General features: G+C 39.2%; 16 protein-coding genes and 1 riboswitch. Of the genes, 10 read left to right on the forward strand and 6 right to left on the reverse strand.

Features of this window, described 5'->3' with window-relative positions; all coding sequences use genetic code 11:
* Positions 1-18 precede the first annotated feature (18 nt).
* The 3 genes from A6754_RS05300 to A6754_RS05310 all read left to right on the forward strand — a co-directional run bounded on the left by A6754_RS05300 (position 19) and on the right by A6754_RS05310 (position 2,648).
* Positions 19-453 (forward strand): PTS mannitol transporter subunit IIA, encoded by a 435-nt coding sequence (locus A6754_RS05300; RefSeq protein WP_066442856.1) that lies wholly within the window; start codon positions 19-21, stop codon positions 451-453.
* Between the two features lies 1 nt (position 454).
* Positions 455-1,594 carry a mannitol-1-phosphate 5-dehydrogenase gene (locus tag A6754_RS05305; protein WP_066442857.1) on the forward strand — a complete coding sequence of 380 codons (1,140 nt, stop codon included), beginning with the start codon at positions 455-457 and terminating at the stop codon, positions 1,592-1,594.
* Between the two features lie 211 nt (positions 1,595-1,805).
* Positions 1,806-2,648 carry a glucosaminidase domain-containing protein gene (locus tag A6754_RS05310; protein ID WP_066442858.1) on the forward strand — a complete coding sequence of 281 codons (843 nt, stop codon included), beginning with the start codon at positions 1,806-1,808 and terminating at the stop codon, positions 2,646-2,648.
* A gap of 107 nt (positions 2,649-2,755) precedes the next feature.
* Here the strand turns inward: A6754_RS05310 and A6754_RS22685 are convergent, their stop codons facing one another.
* Entirely contained in the window at positions 2,756-2,902 is a 147-nt protein-coding gene (locus A6754_RS22685) for a hypothetical protein (protein WP_156495706.1), read from the reverse strand.
* A gap of 263 nt (positions 2,903-3,165) precedes the next feature.
* Here A6754_RS22685 and A6754_RS05315 point away from each other — a divergent pair, with 263 nt between their 5' ends.
* The 5 genes from A6754_RS05315 (at position 3,166) to ribH (ending at position 8,070) form a co-directional block, all read left to right on the forward strand.
* A complete protein-coding gene (locus tag A6754_RS05315) occupies positions 3,166-4,026 on the forward strand; it encodes a manganese catalase (RefSeq protein WP_066442859.1) in 861 nt (286 codons plus the stop codon).
* Between the two features lie 162 nt (positions 4,027-4,188).
* Positions 4,189-4,335, forward strand: a riboswitch (FMN riboswitch).
* A gap of 287 nt (positions 4,336-4,622) precedes the next feature.
* Entirely contained in the window at positions 4,623-5,726 is a 1,104-nt protein-coding gene (gene ribD / locus A6754_RS05320; protein ID WP_066442860.1) for a bifunctional diaminohydroxyphosphoribosylaminopyrimidine deaminase/5-amino-6-(5-phosphoribosylamino)uracil reductase RibD, read from the forward strand.
* Positions 5,711-6,355, forward strand: a complete 645-nt coding sequence (gene ribE, locus A6754_RS05325; protein ID WP_066442861.1) for a riboflavin synthase — start codon at positions 5,711-5,713, stop codon at positions 6,353-6,355. Before ribD ends, ribE begins: the two co-directional genes overlap by 16 nt.
* A 16-nt stretch (positions 6,356-6,371) precedes the next feature.
* Entirely contained in the window at positions 6,372-7,559 is a 1,188-nt protein-coding gene (locus A6754_RS05330; protein WP_066442862.1) for a bifunctional 3,4-dihydroxy-2-butanone-4-phosphate synthase/GTP cyclohydrolase II, read from the forward strand.
* A 46-nt stretch (positions 7,560-7,605) separates the two neighbouring features.
* Positions 7,606-8,070: a 6,7-dimethyl-8-ribityllumazine synthase gene (gene ribH / locus A6754_RS05335; protein ID WP_066442863.1), complete on the forward strand. Its 465-nt coding sequence runs from the start codon at positions 7,606-7,608 to the stop codon at positions 8,068-8,070.
* A 223-nt stretch (positions 8,071-8,293) separates the two neighbouring features.
* On the opposite strand, the gene A6754_RS23090 is transcribed toward ribH, so the two are convergent.
* A complete protein-coding gene (locus tag A6754_RS23090; RefSeq protein ID WP_082851614.1) occupies positions 8,294-9,967 on the reverse strand; it encodes a collagen-like domain-containing protein in 1,674 nt (557 codons plus the stop codon).
* A gap of 243 nt (positions 9,968-10,210) precedes the next feature.
* Between A6754_RS23090 and A6754_RS05345 the strand changes: the two genes are divergently transcribed.
* Together A6754_RS05345 and A6754_RS05350 are read left to right on the forward strand one after the other, a co-directional pair.
* Positions 10,211-11,077, forward strand: a complete 867-nt coding sequence (locus A6754_RS05345) for an EAL domain-containing protein (protein ID WP_066442864.1) — start codon at positions 10,211-10,213, stop codon at positions 11,075-11,077.
* 30 nt (positions 11,078-11,107) lie between these two features.
* Positions 11,108-12,073, forward strand: coding sequence for a GGDEF domain-containing protein (locus A6754_RS05350; protein WP_257297416.1), 966 nt, complete (start codon positions 11,108-11,110; stop codon positions 12,071-12,073).
* Between the two features lie 188 nt (positions 12,074-12,261).
* On the opposite strand, the gene A6754_RS05355 is transcribed toward A6754_RS05350, so the two are convergent.
* From A6754_RS05355 to A6754_RS05370, 4 genes are all read right to left on the reverse strand, one after another.
* Positions 12,262-12,450 carry a DUF4177 domain-containing protein gene (locus A6754_RS05355; RefSeq protein WP_066442865.1) on the reverse strand — a complete coding sequence of 63 codons (189 nt, stop codon included), beginning with the start codon at positions 12,448-12,450 and terminating at the stop codon, positions 12,262-12,264.
* Between the two features lie 87 nt (positions 12,451-12,537).
* Positions 12,538-12,780: a hypothetical protein gene (locus A6754_RS05360; RefSeq protein WP_066442866.1), complete on the reverse strand. Its 243-nt coding sequence runs from the start codon at positions 12,778-12,780 to the stop codon at positions 12,538-12,540.
* Positions 12,758-13,276 (reverse strand): RNA polymerase sigma factor, encoded by a 519-nt coding sequence (locus A6754_RS05365; RefSeq protein WP_156495850.1) that lies wholly within the window; start codon positions 13,274-13,276, stop codon positions 12,758-12,760. Before A6754_RS05365 ends, A6754_RS05360 begins: the two co-directional genes overlap by 23 nt.
* 16 nt (positions 13,277-13,292) lie before the next feature.
* Positions 13,293-13,664 (reverse strand): group-specific protein, encoded by a 372-nt coding sequence (locus tag A6754_RS05370; protein ID WP_082851615.1) that lies wholly within the window; start codon positions 13,662-13,664, stop codon positions 13,293-13,295.
* Between the last annotated feature and the right edge of the window lie 227 nt (positions 13,665-13,891).

Below are 13,891 nucleotides of genomic sequence, written 5' to 3' on the forward strand. Positions count from 1 at the left end.
TTTAAAGGAGTGTCAAACATGACAAACATTTTAACTGCAGACAATATTATTTTAAACAAAGGATTTACGAATAAAGAAGAAGCGATTAAATTTACGGGACAAATTCTAGTAGACAAAGGATATGTCGATCAGGAGTATGTTGAAAAAATGCTTGAGAGAGAAGAACTTTCTTCTACATTTATGGGGAATTTCGTTGCAATCCCACATGGTACAGACGATGCGAAAAAATCTGTCAATACTTCTGGTTTAGCCATTGTACAGGTTCCGGACGGTGTGGATTTCGGTGGCGGAAATATTGTGAAAGTATTAATTGGAATTGCCGGAAAAGATGGAGCACATCTTGAAATCCTTTCACAAATTGCAATTGTATGTTCTGAAGAAGAAAACGTAGAAAAAATTGTTAAAGCTGCATCTGCTGAAGAGATTCTATCCTTATTTGATGAGGTGAACTAATATGTTAGCCGTACATTTTGGCGGAGGAAATATTGGACGCGGCTTTATTGGAAAGCTTTTATCTGATGCAGGCTATGAAGTCGTTTTCGTTGATGTTAATGATGAAATAGTGGACCTTTTAAATGAAAAAAGAGAATACAAAGTGGTACTCGCTGCTGATCAAAGCGAAGAAACGATTGTAAAAAATGTGAGAGCGATCAATAGCAAAACAAACAGTGATGAGGTTATTTCAGCAATCGCGAAGGCAGACCTAGTGACAACGGCAGTTGGACCTACTGTGCTTGGAATTATTGCAAATTTAATTCGTGATGGTTTAAAAATGAGAGCAGAAGCAGGCTCTAATTCATTAAACATTATTGCTTGTGAGAATATGATTGGCGGCAGCAGCTTCTTAAAAGAGAAGGTATATGAATCACTCAATACAGATCAAGTTGAAAAATTTGATCAATTGTTTGCTTTTCCTAATGCGGCTGTTGACCGTATTGTCCCTATTCAAACAAATGAAGATAAGCTAATGGTGCTTGTTGAACCATTTTACGAGTGGGCTGTAGATCAATCGATGATGATCGGAGAGGTTCCAGCTATTGAAGGAGTTACCTTTGTCGATGATTTAAGTCCATATATCGAACGCAAATTGTTTACTGTGAATACAGGTCATGCTGCAGCAGCATATTTAGGATATGAGGCTGGTCTAAAAACAATTAAAGATGCAATGGAAGACGATCACGTACTTGAAGCAGTAAGAAACACGCTTCAGGAAACTGGTGCCGTATTAGTAGAAAAGTACGGATTCAACTCTGAAGAACACCAGCAATATATCAATAAAATTGTGGGCAGATTTAAGAATCCGCATATTAATGATGATATTACTCGTGTGGCAAGAGGTCCGCTCCGCAAGCTAGGCCGAAATGACAGACTTGTGAGCCCTGCTGTTCAGCATATTCAATACCTAGAAAAGAATCCTGAAAACTTAGCGAAAGTAATCGCTGCTGCCCTAAAGTATGATGTTCAGGAAGATCCAGAAGCAGTGGAGCTTCAGGAAAAGATCAAAGCAAATGGTTATGAAGAAACAATGGTTCAGGTATGTGGTCTATCAAAGGATCATCCGTTAGTAGAGCTAGTATTAAAGAACTTAAAGTAAAAAAGAGATACCTATAATTTGTAAAATAATAATAAGCCGCTTTAAAGCTGAACTCATTAAGCTTTGAAGCGGCTTTTTCTTTTGAAGTAGGATTATATTAAAATGAAAGGGTTTCATTTCGTTTTTTAATATAAAGAGGCAAAATGCCTTCCTAATTACCCTGTCTGTTTTCACTTAATTTTCATATTATAGAATTAAAGGAGGTTTTTGAATGACATTTATAGCAGAAATTGCTCCGTATGCCAAGAGAGTACAAGAGGAATCCAATATCTTAGCTTCTTTGCTGATTTCCCAGGCTATTTTAGAATCCGCGTGGGGAAAGAGTAAGCTTGCACAAGAAGGGAAGAACTTATTCGGCATTAAGGGATCATACAACGGCCAGTCTGTGGAAATGCCAACTTGGGAAGTAGTCAAAGGGCAAAAGGTAGAAATACTGGCTGCGTTCAGAAAGTATCCAAGCTGGTATAAGTCGTTTCAAGATCTGGCCAATCTCTATTTAAAAGGAGTATCCTGGGATCGACATAAATATAAACTCATTATTGGGGAGAGTAATTATCGTACTGCTGCCAACGCTGTTCAATCTGCAGGTTATGCTACAGATCCTGACTATGCACAAAAGCTGATTACCATTATCGAATCTCATAACCTTACAAAATATGACCTTGCCATTCATCCTTCTCAGATTCAGACGCCAGCTTCACAATCTCAAAAATATTATAAAGTTGTACAAGCTATCCCCGGTTACTTCACAGCTGACAATGCCAAATCACGTACAAGTCAAAGGACGGTCATTAAGGAAGGAACATATATTGTTTTTAATGAAAGCCAAGGGATGATTAATATTACTATGACAAAAGGGGTACCCGGTTCCTGGATTAATCCCAACGATCATGCACCTATAGACAAACAGGCTGTTTATCATCTTGTTGCAGCAGGTGAAACACTTTCAGAACTTGCTGTAAAATATGGAACTTCTATTCAGGCTATTAGTGCTCTGAATACGCTGAAAAACGTGAATACCATTTATATAGGGCAAAAATTAAGAATAAAGTAATCGCTGAACTGATCTCACTCGATTTACGCGCTTTTACCTTACAAGAAACAGGGCAGATTCTTTTGTTTTCTTAAAAATATATAATGTATTAAATCTTACGGAGCTTATCACTTTAGATGAGTTCCTTTTATTTCGGAATGATGAACAAGGATCACCTGTCCGGTCTGGTGGTCCAGCAGTTCCCAGTATCCAGATTGATATTTAAAGAGTACCTCGTATTTCTCTCCATTGTATTCAACATGTTCAACAGTCATATTGAAGATTTCCTCCACTTTTATAGGTCTTTCTATTCATTTTATATTCCTGCAAAAAAATTAGCAGAGGCCGTTTAAGTCGAATTTTCGTGGAAAACAGCAACTTATGACGAAAATACTCAGTTTTTCTATAAAATTATAACTTTAGGAATAATTATGAAGAAATTGAATGATTCAGAAGGTTTGTTTCCCCGGGACATACACATCCATTTAAATGCTACAATATACTGCTTCTGTTAAGACAAATAAATAGGGGTGTGTCTATGTTTTTTCATAAAAAAGAACTGCAATATCATGCAAAGCCGGAAAGACCTGATCCGATTTTTGCTCGTCAGCTTCAGGAAGTGCTAGGCGGTCAATGGGGTGAAATCTCTGTAGCCATGCAATATTTATTTCAGGGATGGAATTTAAGAGGTAATGGAAAATATAAAGACTTATTAATGGATACTGGTGCAGAAGAGCTTGCACATATTGAAATGCTTGCAACAATGATCGCACGCCTTTTGGATGGAGCGCCTGTTGGCGATTTAGAAACTGCTGCCAAAGATCCGGTTATTGGTGCTATTTTAGGCGGTATGAACCCGCAGCATGCCATCGTTTCTGGGTTAGGTGCCATGCCTGCAGATGCTATGGGTAACCGCTGGACAGCAAATTATATTATTGCAAGCGGTAACTTACTGGCTGACTTTAGAATGAATTTAACAGCAGAGTCTCAAGGCCGTCTGCAGGTTTCAAGACTTTATGCTGCTACGAATGATCGCGGAGTTAAAGATATGCTATCCTGGTTAATTGCTCGTGATACGATGCACCAAAATCAATGGATTGCAGCTATTAAAGAATTAGAAGCAAAAGAAAATGTTGTCGTACCTAGTACATTCCCGCGTGAATTAGAAAAGCAGGAAGTTGCTTATACATTATTTAACTTCTCAGAAGGAAACGAAAGTGCAACAGGGCGTTGGGCACACGGTAAGAGCATGGATGGACTTGGAACATTTAATTATGTAGAAAACCCGGTCCCTCTTGCGAATAAACCAAAGTTAAAGCCTGCTCCAGAATATATATTTGACACACCTCCAGCGGTTGTAAAAGGAAGAGATGAACAGATTCCGCCAAATTTAATCTAAAGTAAGAGATGACCGCCTAATTGCAGATGGCGGTTTTTTTGTGTATTTATTATTCGAAGTTCAGATGAGATCCCAAGTGCGAGGGAATATTCTGATAGTTAGCAAAGTGAGTAAAAAAATATGATTTAGTGAATATATGTGCTAAATTATAAACGTACATAGAAAACACTTCGGGGCAAGGTGGAAATCCTTACCGGCGGTGATCGAGCGTGCATGCCTCGTTAGTCCGTGACCCGGATTCCTTTGGATTCGGTGGAGCTGGTGTAAATCCGGCACCGACAGTGAAAGTCTGGATGGGAGAAGTTGTCTTTTATATGTACAATGCTCAGGTGAAATCTGCCCTCTTTTAGAGAAGCTTGTCTTTTCCGAATGGATATAAGATCAAGTTTTTATTTGCTATATGTTATTTGCAGAGGCTGGCCAAGAGATCATGGGACTAGTTAAACAACTTTCTAAGTTTTTTTAAAAGTTGTTTCTATTTGCTGATTAGTTTATCTTTTGCAGAAGAAAAGGAAGTGTCATTCTTCCTGCAAGAGGTTTCTTCAGTATGTCCTTGTTCTAATTTATGCTTGCCGTTTCTAAAAGGAGGGGTGCGATTGAATGATGAATATTATATGAGAATAGCGCTTGAACTAGCGATAGCTGCTGAGGGTCAAACATCTCCAAACCCTCTTGTTGGTGCTGTTTGTGTGAAAGACGGCCAGATTATAGGTACTGGTGCGCATCTAAAAGCCGGGACGCCACATGCAGAAGTCCATGCCATTACAATGGCGCATGATCGTGCAAAAGGAGCAGATCTTTATGTCACCCTTGAACCGTGTGCACATAGAGGCAAAACACCTCCTTGTACAAATCTCATTATAAATAGTGGTATTCGCCGTGTTGTAATTGCCTGTACGGATCCGAACCCTTTAGTAAAAGGAAGAGGAATATCCCAGCTGAAACAAGCAGGAATTGAAATAGTCACAGGCGTTTTAGAAAAAGAGGCAGCATTTTTAAACCGAGCATTTTTTCACTATATCCAATACGGTACTCCATATGTCACCTTAAAAGCAGCCGCCACTCTCGATGGCCGGATTGCTGCATCATCAGGAGACAGCAAATGGATCACTTCCAGAGAAGCTAGGGAAGATGTCCATTATCTTCGCCATATCCATGATGCCATCCTAGTAGGTGCACAAACCGTTATTGCTGATAACCCTTTCCTCACCACCCGTTTGCCCCATGGTGGAAAGAATCCCATTCGAATTGTTTTAGACCGGCGCCTAAAGACGCCAAATACAGCAAATGTCGTAACTGACGAAGCTGCAAAGACGATTATTTTTACGCAAGTTCCTTTGGAAAAGCAAATTAAGCAATACGACTCTCATTTTGTTCATATAGAAGTTATTCCGATGTCGCAGGCTTTTTTACCGTCAGTATTAAAGTGTTTAGGCGGTATTGGTGTGATGACATTATTGGTAGAAGGGGGAAGCCGTGTTCATTCAAGTTTTATTGATGAAAACCTGGCGGACGAACTTTACTTATATCTTGCACCAAAACTTATTGGGAATGGAATATCCTTTTTTAGCAGCGAAAAAAGAAACTGGATGAAAGATAGTGAGAATTTGCATATTTTGGATATGCAAACATTCGGACTAGATTTACGTCTGCATGCACAGTTTCAAAGGGAGGAATCTGCTTCTTGTTTACTGGAATAATAGAAGAAATCGGTATAATTTCAGGCATACATCATGAAGAGGACGCAATGAAACTCACCGTTCAATGTGAGAAGGTGCTTGAAGATGTAAAGATTGGTGACAGTATTGCCGTAAACGGAGTTTGCTTAACGGTTGCGTCATATGAAACCAATTCTTTCACTGCCGATCTTATGCCTGAAACGTTAAAATCTACCGCTCTTCATACCTTATATGATGGCAATAGAGTGAATCTCGAACGAGCAATGCTAGCGAACAGCCGATTTGGCGGTCATATTGTATCAGGTCATATCGATGCAACTGGAAAAATTAATAGAATTAATCACAGAGGTAATGCTCTATATTTGGAAATTGGAATTGCAAAACAATGGCAGCGTTACTTCATACTAAAAGGTTCGGTTGCTGTTGACGGTACATCCCTAACCGTATTTGATGTGCATGAAGACCACTTTGTTATTTCCCTTATACCAACAACACAGATGGACTCTATATTAGGATCTAAGCAAGTGGGTGACCTTGTAAATATTGAATGTGATATGTTAGCCAAATATACGGAAAAACTGCTTCGTTATGAAAATACAACAACTACTAATCTGACAGCTGAAATGCTGACAAGAAATGGCTTTTTATAAAAAGGAGTGCGGACGCATGTATGCTTCAGTGGAAAAAGCAATAGAAGAGCTAAAGAAGGGGAAGGCCATCATTGTCGTGGACGATGAACAGCGCGAGAATGAAGGTGATTTTATCGCACTTGGAGAATTTGCAACACCTGAAATGATAAATTTTATGGCAACGGAGGGCAAAGGGCTTATCTGTGTTCCAATTACTGAAGAAAAGGCAGAGCAGCTTGAATTGCCTTTAATGACAGCACAAAATACAGATTCTCATGGAACAGCCTTTACAATTAGCATTGATCATTCTTCCAGCCATACAGGCATTTCTGCATTTGAACGTTCTGAAACTGTTCAAAAAATGATGGAAACCTCTGCTGCGGCGAAAGATTTTAAAAAACCAGGTCATATTTTCCCGCTTATTGCCCAAACAGGAGGCGTATTAAAACGGGCAGGGCACACAGAGGCCGCTGTTGATTTAGCCAGATTAGCCGGCTCTGAACCTGTTGGTGTTATTTGCGAAATTATGAATAGTGATGGCACGATGGCGAGAGGACCACAGCTTAAAGATATGGCTGAGAAGTTTGATTTGGTGATTTTAACAATTAAAGAATTGATCGCTTATCGCCGTCAAAAAGAGCAGTTAATTGAAAAAGTGGTGGAGATTTCTTTGCCAACCGATTTCGGTTTGTTCAGAGCGGTGACATTTACTGAAGTTCTGACTGGCCAAGAGCATATTGCACTTGTCAAAGGAGAGGTCAAAGGAAAGTCAGATGTCCTGGTTAGAGTACATTCTGAATGCCTGACTGGTGATGTGTTTGGCTCTTTTCGCTGTGACTGCGGGCCGCAGCTTCACGCTGCAATGGCTCAAATTGAAGCGGAGGGTCAAGGAGTTCTTCTTTATATGAGGCAGGAAGGCAGAGGGATCGGCCTCGTCAATAAAATGAAGGCATATAAGCTTCAGGAAGAAGGGTATGATACGGTTCAAGCAAACGAAAAGCTTGGCTTTGCTCCTGATCTGCGCGACTATGGAATAGGTGCTCAAATTTTACGTGATTTAGGACTTTCATCCATTCGCCTTTTAACGAATAATCCAAGAAAAATTGCAGGAATTGAAGGGCATGGATTGAAGGTAACGGACCGTATGCCTATTCAGATGCCGGTTAGAGAAGAGAATGCATTTTATATGCAAGTGAAGAAAGAAAAAATGGGGCATCTTTTTTAAAGATAATATATTTGAACATAAAAAATAAAATTCGAGGAGAATATAAATGACAATTATACATGAAGGTAATTTAATAGGTACGGATCTTAAAATAGGAATTGTAGTTTCTAGGTTTAATGAATTTATTACAAGTAAATTGCTGGGAGCAGCTGAAGATGCTTTAAAGAGACATGGCGTAAGTGATGATAATATTGAGGTGGCATGGGTGCCTGGAGCGTATGAAATACCATTGGTTGCAAAGAAAATGGCAGCATCTCAGAAATATGATGCCATCGTAACACTCGGAACAGTTATTCGCGGAGCTACTCCTCATTTTGATTATGTTTGCAGTGAGGTATCTAAAGGAGTTGCTGCAATCAATATGCAAGAGGGCATACCAGTTATTTTTGGTGTACTAACAACGAATACCATTGAGCAAGCGATTGAAAGAGCAGGAACAAAAGCAGGAAATAAAGGATGGGATTCGGCAACAGCAGCTATTGAAATGGCGAATTTAATGAAGAATTTTTAAGGGAGAAATAGATGTAAAAAGGAAAATGAGGTTAAAAGATTGAACACATCAATTTTTCTTGAATTTACCTGGTTTTAGAGAAGGAATTAATAACAGGTTTTAGCCAGTAATACTTACAGAAAAAAGAGCATTGAAGGCTTATTCAATGCTCTTTTAATATCCACAAATAGTAGAATTTAGCAGTAATCAAAGGATAGAATATAGTAATGCTCTACAGTATTAATCAAGTAATTCGGATCATTGAGAAGACAATACCAGCCCCAGAAGCCTCTCCCAAGTTTAATCCCAGTGTTAACCCGTTTGCTAAATAAAATAATCCAATTGTATCACCCGCGTTTAGTTGTACTTCTCCTGTTAGGGTCACAGTGCCGTTTCCTAAAATGGTACGTATGGAAAGTAGCACTAGGCTTAAGTTTACGATAGGGAATAATCCTGTTATCAAGCTGGTACTAGTATTAATTCTGACAACAGAAAATGCTGGATTAACCCCTGTACCAAGACTTACAGATAGTGCAGCTGTAGTTTGATAATTTATTGTAGCTGATATGGAATATCTACCTGTTGCAGGGACTGTGAAAGTACCAGTTGCAGGATTGAAATTTGGATCTCCAAAATAAGGTGCAGCTACTGTCCAGCTGCCAATCTGCCTTGAAGAGTTTACTCCCGTTGCTGACGTGAGAGCTGAAAAGCCTTGTGTAGCAAGAATTGGTCCAGTGGCACCAGTCGGTCCAACGGGTCCGATGCTGCCTGTGGCTCCAGTGATGCCGGTAGGTCCAATAGGTCCGATGCTGCCCGTAGCGCCGGTAACCCCAGTCGGTCCGACGGGTCCGATGCTACCTGTGGCGCCAGTAACGCCGGTAGGTCCAACAGCTCCAATACTGCCCGTGGCACCGGTGACGCCAGTCGGTCCAACGGGTCCGATACTGCCCGTGGGGCCAGTAATGCCGGTAGGTCCAATGGGTCCAATGCTGCCCGTGGCGCCGGTGATCCCAGTCGGTCCAACGGGCCCGGTGCTTCCTGTGGCTCCAGTAACCCCAGCAGGTCCAACGGGTCCAATACTGCCTGTAGCTCCGGTGAACCCGGTAGGTCCAATGGGTCCGATACTACCCGTTGCTCCAGTAACACCCGTCGGCCCAATGGATCCGGTTCCACCTGTAGCTCCAGTGACCCCAGTTGGCCCAATGGGTCCGATGCCGCCGATGCCGCCTGTAGCTCCAGTGACCCCAGTCGGTCCAATGGGTCCGTTGCTGCCTGTAGCTCCAGTGATGCCAGTCGGTCCAATGGGTCCGATGCTGCCTGTAGCTCCAGTGATGCCAGTCGGTCCAATGGGTCCGATGCTGCCTGTGGCTCCAGTGCTGCCGGTATGTCCAATAGGTCCGATACTGCCCGTAGCGCCGGTAACCCCAGTCGGTCCGACGGGCCCAATACTACCCGTGGCTCCAGTAACCCCGGTTGGTCCAACGGGTCCGATGCTGCCTGTAGCTCCAGTAACCCCAGTCGGCCCGATGGGTCCAATGCTGCCCGTGGCGCCGGTAATTCCAGTCGGTCCAACAGGTCCGATACTACCTGTAGCACCTGTAGGCCCAACACTTCCTAAAGAAAAAAATGCAATAAACGGAAAATATATATTTAAACGGTAACGAAGAAGTTGATCTAACTGCTTTATGAAAAAATGATTATGCTTAGTTGTCCTGTTCAGCGGTTCTTGAATACTTTCTGCCATATTAATAATATCCTGAACAAATGCTGTTGATGGAGGATTAGATAAGTTTCCAGAGGCTTGAGGGGGCTGATCACCTATCTCTTCATTTAAAATAGAGGTTATTAGTAAATCAATTGCATCGTCTAATGATTTTGGCTGATTAGGGGGTCTATTAGGAGAATTAGAGTCAGACATCTTGCCATACTCCTTTCTCAATAAACGTATTAAGCAGTAAATAAAAGTATAATCAATAAAAGTTCATCAATTTACTCTATTCTTGAGAAGACATTGACGTTCCTTATATAGGGATAAATAGACCTATATCAAGGAGAACTAAATAGATCTTCCTTACAAAAAATTAGTCTATTTTTAACGATTACTTAACAAACGAAGCTTAATATAGGAGATAATTCCTATAATTAAAAGAAGGTGCACCAAATGAATGAGCAATTATTATTTAAAATGGAATCTGGCACTATATCCTCATACTTAAAATATGTAAATAGCAGATGGAAAAAAGAGGTTCTATATTATAGGAGATTTAGGGAGTCTAAAAAATTCTTAAATAACAATGAATTAATACATACTTTCTTTCAGCCTATCTTGAATTTGAAAACAGGAAATACAATCGGGTATGAAACGCTGAATCGTCCAGAACAATCTAAATTTTTTTCGACTACTGAAAGTTTTTACGAATTCATTGGACAGACTGATCAAGTGTTTCTATTTGAGTGTTTCTTAAGGAATCTTGCCTTAAAGCGATATATTGACCGGCTGCATGAATGTGATGAAAAAAATGATCTTATGATTTTTGTGAACATCCATCCCAATGTGCTGTTGGATAATAATTATCATGCAGGCGAGACACTTCAACTATTAAAGGAATTAAATATAGCACCTGAACAAGTTGTATTTGAACTTACGGAAAAAAGTGCAGTGACGGATTTTTGTTTATTTGAAAAAGTACTGGATCATTATCGCTCTCAGGGCTTTAGAATTGCCATTGATGACGTTGGGTCAGGATATAACAGTTTAAAAACATTAGTATATCTAAAGCCAGAGTTTATCAAACTGGATAAATCGTTAATACAATACATTGATCAAAACGAAGAGCAAAAACAGTTAGTTTCGCTGATTCTTGAATATGCAAATAGAAGTAATACAAAGATTATTGCAGAAGGCATTGAAAGAATAGAAGAACTTGCGTATATTCAAGAACAAGGTGTGCATTACGGACAAGGGTATTTACTCGGGAGACCGAAACCGGATATCACAAAAGGAAATGTACCAGAATTAGTTTTATAGCTTTTAATCTATTTAAAAAAGAGAAATGGCATGGAAAGTATAGAAGGTGATGGAATGTCAGTTAATATCGGTAGTATCGCTGAAAAAGTACCCTGTATTTCTCAATATGAAAAAAATCTCGTGGTTGATCAGTTATTTTATAACAATAGTGAATTGCAGGGCATTGTAGTTGTGAACCAGGAAATACCTGTGGGGATTATAACGAGAACACATTTTTATCAAAAAATTGGTACTTTATATGGGTATAACTTATACATGGGGCGAACAGTCGAGCTTTTATTCAAAAAGGATCCATTAGCGGTCGAGTATTTGGATTCCATTACTGAAGTAAGTAAACTTGCGATGCAGCGAAAAGCAGAGGACCTCTACGATGACGTCATTGTAACGAATAAAGGCCGATTTGCTGGTATTGTCAGTATACAAAAGTTATTAATGAAGCTTGTGGACGTGCAAGTAGAATTTGCAAGCTTTTTAAATCCCTTAACACGGCTCCCTGGAAATACAACAATAGAGGAAAAGATCAAAAGTTCCTTAGCTCAAAATGAATTTAGTATTATGTATTTCGACTTAGATCATTTTAAAGCCTACAATGATACATATGGATTTAAAAAAGGCGATCAGCTCCTCCAATCCGTTGCCCAATTACTGAAAGAACATATTCAAAAGGATGATCATTTTCTGGGCCATATTGGTGGGGATGACTTTATTGCAATTGTTCCGCATTACTACTATAAACGGTTATGTGAAAACTTAATGAAAGATTTTAATATTTTAATTAAGAAATTTTATAGCCCCGAACATCTCTCACAGCAGTATATCACCACAGAAGATCGGCAAGGAGTAATTCGGCAATTTCCGCTGGTTTCCATATCTATCGCAATTGTTACAAACCAAAATAAAGTTTATCAAAGTGCTGAAGAACTTGTTGAAATCGTTACGGCAGTTAAAAAAAGATGCAAAGAGATCAAAGGAAGCTGCTATTTGGCGGATATATAAATGGCTATAGACTGGAAATTTACCGAGTTTAAATCAATAGGTTTTCTTAAATCTGATATAACCGATGTTTATTAAAAAAAGCACTCTTTAAAACTTGAGTGCTTTTTTACATTCTGTTTATAAATATATGAAAATATAGTGCATCTTAAATAATGAATAAGGAAAAGTGAAAATAATTAGTATCAATTTTAAGTAAGTGGTCTTTCAAAAATCAACTCAAAATAAGCTGATGAACCATATCCCTTAGTAGAAGGATCAAAGATTTGTACGAGTCTCCAGCCCTCAGCTGCATGCTGCTGAATGATTTCATGATAATCTTCTTTAGGCTTGCTGCCCCAGGTGCTTAACTCTATTTTAATAAATTTATATTCAAACATGGTTTCATCCTCCACTTTATTGTGTGTAACTTAAATACGCACTTAGGAAGAAAAAGTTTCAGTGATTAAGGTGAATAATGATTGCTGCTATAATAAGAAAAATAATTGGATAAAACCGATTCCGACAGCACTCAGCGGGGCTGCTGTAAGTATGATTAAACCATTAGATGAAGAGACTAGTGACTCCAGCGGGTTTCGTGCAGGTGAAGCCAATAGAGTAATGAATCTTCCCCATCTAGTAGACTTTCTTGGGAAGACAGGCACATCGACTTGATATTCATCCATCTTCATACGCAGATGATGCTCCTTATGAAAAGGATCTTGACCCATATTCTTCTTCCTCCAATTCTTCTTTTAAACTGGTAATTGCCCTATGCAATCTTGATTTCACAGTTCCTTTTGGGATTTCGAGAATTTTAGCTATTTCATCTTGCGGCATATCATGGTAATAGAATAGTAAAACAACGGCACGCTGGACTTCTGGGAGCTTCGCAACCGCATCGCGGATCGTCATTCTATCTGAATGATGTAAATTCTCCTGCTGCAAAGGATAAAGAAAAGGCAAAAGACTTCTCCATTTTTTGCGGCGATTTAATTTTGTAATCATTAAACGGTAAGAGATCTGAAAAAGATAAGACTTTAGTTTTCCCTTTTTGGGATCATAATCTTGTTTATGATGCTGCAGCTTAACAAATGTATCTTGCACAATATCAATACTTAATTGTTCATCTCTTGAATATCGGAAAATAAACGTATAAAGAGAAGGTTTTAATAACGTATAGATATCATTAAGTGCATCTTCGTTCCCATTTTGATAAGCGATCATTAGCTCATCTTCTCGTTCACTCAAGTTCATCGCCCCAGCGTTCCTTAATGGCTTTTAATGTCATAGATACTCTAGTAATTAAGTAGAAGCTTGATACTAGTGTCCAAACTTGTGCTTGGTTCGTAAAAAATTGCACAAAAACATTTTCAACATTCTCACCGCTGGAGATTAAAAAATTTAAAGCTTGAACACAAACAATTGCATATACGGCTAATCCTAATGTAAGTGTATCAAAGACATTCCACCTTAAATACAGTTTTGTCTTCTTATAGTTAATTCTCCCGTTTTCACGTACAACATGTTTACGGTCCATTGGAATCGCTATTGCTAAAATAAAAATCATAAGAAAACCTGCCACAGCTAAAGAAACAATCCATCCAGTACCCAAACTAATCATCCTCGCTTTCTTTCTTTTCTAACTATACAAATAAGAAAGCAGGAAGGTTCAATTATTTTTTTAAAAAACAATGAAGCCTTTTTGGATGTTTATCATTGTTGAAAAATCGCTGCATAGAAAAAAGCACTCTTAGCTTGAGTGCTTTTTTGCATCAGCCTTTCTAAGGAGCTGGTCCACATGGAAGTGGTGATAAATCGTTAAAATAAGAATAATCAAGC

Source organism: Cytobacillus gottheilii, from assembly GCF_001636345.1.
Classification (GTDB): Bacteria; Bacillota; Bacilli; order Bacillales; family Cytobacillaceae; genus Cytobacillus; species Cytobacillus gottheilii.